Raw genomic sequence first — 3,428 nt, 5'->3', positions numbered from 1 at the left:
GCGGTGATCGGCTCGTTCATTGTGGGCGGGCTGGTTGGCTGGAACCAGGGCCTTATCAGCGACAGCTATGCCACCGGCTCTGTCGGCGCATCGAGTTCGCGGGTTGGCGGGCTGGTGGGCGACATGCTCAACGGCGGAAGCGTCAGCAATAGCTACGCCAGCGGCAACGTCACCAGCACCGGCCAGGATGTCGGCGGGCTCGTGGGGTATTGGGACAGCAATGGTACCGCCAATGTTGTGATCAGCAACAGTTATGCGAGTGGCACGGTGTCCGGCACCACGAATGTCGGCGGCCTGGTGGGCTATAAGTTCAATGCTGGTGGCACCATCAACAACAGCTACGCGACCGGGGCCGTGAGCGGCACCAGCAACCTGGGCGGGCTGGTCGGCTTGTGGGACGCCGGAACGGCGATCAACAACAGTTTCTGGGACACCGTCACAACCGGGCGGGCCACCAGCTCGGGCGGCGGCATGGGCATGACCACAGCCCAGATGCAACAACAGGCCAATTTCAGCTCGGCCACGGCTGCCAACGGCAACGTCAACCCGAACTGGGATTTCACCAGCGTCTGGCGTATTTATGAGGGAAATAGCCGTCCCCTGCTCAAGGCGCTCATGAAGGCCACCACGGTCACGGTCGGCAGCACCAGCAAGACCTACGACAAGCTGTCCTGGAACGGCGGAACCGGCATCAGTTGCTCCAATACGGCTTGCGGCAGCTTGTCGGGAAGCATCAGTTTCGGCGGAACCGCCCAGGGCGCGGTCAATGCCGGAAGCTACACGGTGACGGGTTCCGGCCTGTATTCCAATCAGCAGGGCTACGACATCAGTTACGCCAATGGCACGCTGACAGTCAATCCCGCCAGTTTGGCTGTCACAGGCGTGAGCGCAAACAACAAGGTGTATGACGCCGGCACCACCGCCACCCTCAACGGCACGGCCAGCGTCACAGCCATCGCCGGCGACACGGTGAGCATCGCCGGCACCGGCAGCGGTGCTTTCGCCGACAAGAACGTGGGCAACGGCAAGGCCGTGACCGTCACCGGCTACACGCTGAGCGGCGCAGATGCCGCCAACTATGTCGTCGTGCAGCCCACGGGCCTGACCGCGAACATCACGCCGGCCAGCCTTGCCGTTGGCGGTGTGACGATCCAGGACAAGGTGTACAACGCCAGTGACGCCGCCACCATCAACGGCACGGCCAGCGTTGCAGCTTTCGCCGGTGATACGGTGAACGTGGCCGGCACGGGCATCGGCCGGTTTGCCGACAAGAACGTGGGCAACGGCAAGGTGGTTACCGTGACCGGCTACACGCTGGGCGGCGCCGATGCCGGCAACTACACCGTGGTGCAACCCACAGGTTTCACGGCAAACATCACGCCGGCAAGCCTGGCGGTTACGGGCGTGGGGGCCAACAACAAGGTCTACGACACAACGACCACCGCGACGCTGAGCGGAACAGCAGCGGTGACAGCTTTGGGTGGCGACACGGTTACGGTGGGCGGCACCGGCAGCGGCAGCTTCGCCAACAAAAACGTGGGCAACGGCAAGGTGGTTACCGTAACCGGCTACACGCTGGGCGGCGCCGATGCGAGCAACTACACCGTGGTGCAACCCACCGGCGTGACAGCCAACATCACGCCGGCAAGCCTGGCTGTTACCGGCGTAGGCGCAAACAACAAGGTCTACGACACGACCACCACAGCGACGCTGAGCGGAACAGCAGCGGTGACGGCTTTGAGTGGTGATACCGTGACCGTGGGCGGTACCRGCAGCGGAAATTTCGCCAACAAGAATGTTGGCAATGGCAAGACCGTCACCGTCACCGGCTACACACTGGGCGGTGCAGAYGCCGGCAACTACACCGTGGTKCAACCCACAGCTGTCACGGCCAACATCACGCCGGCCAGCTTGACTGTTACGGGTGTAGGCGCAAACAACAAGGTTTACGACACGACCACCACAGCGACGCTGAGCGGGACAGCAGCGGTGACGGCTTTGAGTGGTGATACCGTGACCGTGGGCGGTACCGGCAATGGCGCCTTCRCCAACAAGAATGTGGGCAATGGCAAGGCGGTGACTGTSACCGGCTACACRCTGGGYGGWGCAGACGCCGGTAACTACACCGTGGTGCAGCCCACGGCGGTGACCGCCAATATCACGCCGGCGAGCCTGGCGGTGACGGGTGTGAGTGCAAACAACAAGGTCTATGACACCGCCACCACGGCCACGCTGAGTGGAACAGCCGCCGTTACGGCCCTGGGTGGCGATACTGTGACGGTGGGGGGCACCGGCAGCGGTAATTTCGTCAACAAGAATGTTGGCAATGGCAAGACCGTCACCGTCTCCGGCTACACACTGGGCGGTGCTGATGCCGGCAACTACACCGTGGTTCAACCCACAGCTGTCACGGCCAACATCACGCCGGCCAGCCTGGCTGTCACGGGTGTAGGCGCAAACAACAAGGTCTACGACACCACCACCACCGCCACACTCAATGGCACGGCGGCCGTCGCGGCCCTGAGCGGTGATGTGGTGACGGTTGGCGGTGGCAGCGGCACCTTTGCCAACAAGAATGTGGGCAACGGCAAGACCGTCACTGTCACCGGTTACACACTGGGCGGTGCCGACGCCGGCAACTACACCGTGGTGCAACCCACGGGATTGACCGCGAACATCACGCCGGCTGGCCTGGCTGTTACCGGCGTAGGCGCGAACAACAAAGTCTACGACACGACCACCGCGGCGACACTCAACGGAACGGCAGCCGTCACGGCCCTGGGCGGTGACGTCGTGGCCGTGGCCGGCACGGGCAGCGGCAGCTTCGCCAACAAGAATGTGGGCAATGGCAAGGCTGTGACTGTTACCGGCTATACGCTGAGCGGTGCGGACGCCGGCAACTACACCGTGGTGCAACCCACGGCGGTGACCGCGAACATCACGCCAGCCAGCCTGGCTGTTACCGGCGTAGGCGCCAACAACAAGGTCTACGACGCAACGACCACCGCGACTCTCAACGGAACGGCGGCTGTTACGGCCCTGGGGGGTGATGTTGTGACGGTTGGCGGTGGAAGTGGCGCTTTTGCCAACAAGAATGTGGGCAGCGGCAAGGCCGTGACCGTCACCGGCTACACGCTGGGCGGAGCCGATGCCGGCAATTACACCGTGGTCCAACCCACGGGGCTGACCGCCAACATCACCCCCGCCAGCCTCACGGTCACAGGTGTGAATGCCAACAACAAGGTGTACGACACCACAACTGCAGCCACGCTGAGCGGAACAGCTGCGGTGACGGCCTTGGGTGGCGACACGGTGACGGTAGGCGGCGCCGGCAGCGGCAGCTTCGCCAACAAAAACGTAGGCAATGGCAAGGCCGTGACCGTCACCGGCTACACGCTGGGCGGTGCCGACGCCGGCAATTACACCGT

General features: G+C 63.7%; 1 protein-coding gene. It reads left to right on the top strand.

From position 1 onward, the window contains the following. Positions 1 to 3,428 (top strand): beta strand repeat-containing protein (locus tag AC1D1X_RS18830; RefSeq protein WP_477698877.1); only part of this gene is annotated, 3,428 nt, incomplete at both ends.

It is taken from the genome of Polaromonas sp. P1_G4 (genome assembly GCF_056405475.1).
The sequence above is the reverse complement of the archived record's forward strand: the minus strand, read 5'-3'. Positions and strand labels throughout refer to the sequence as shown.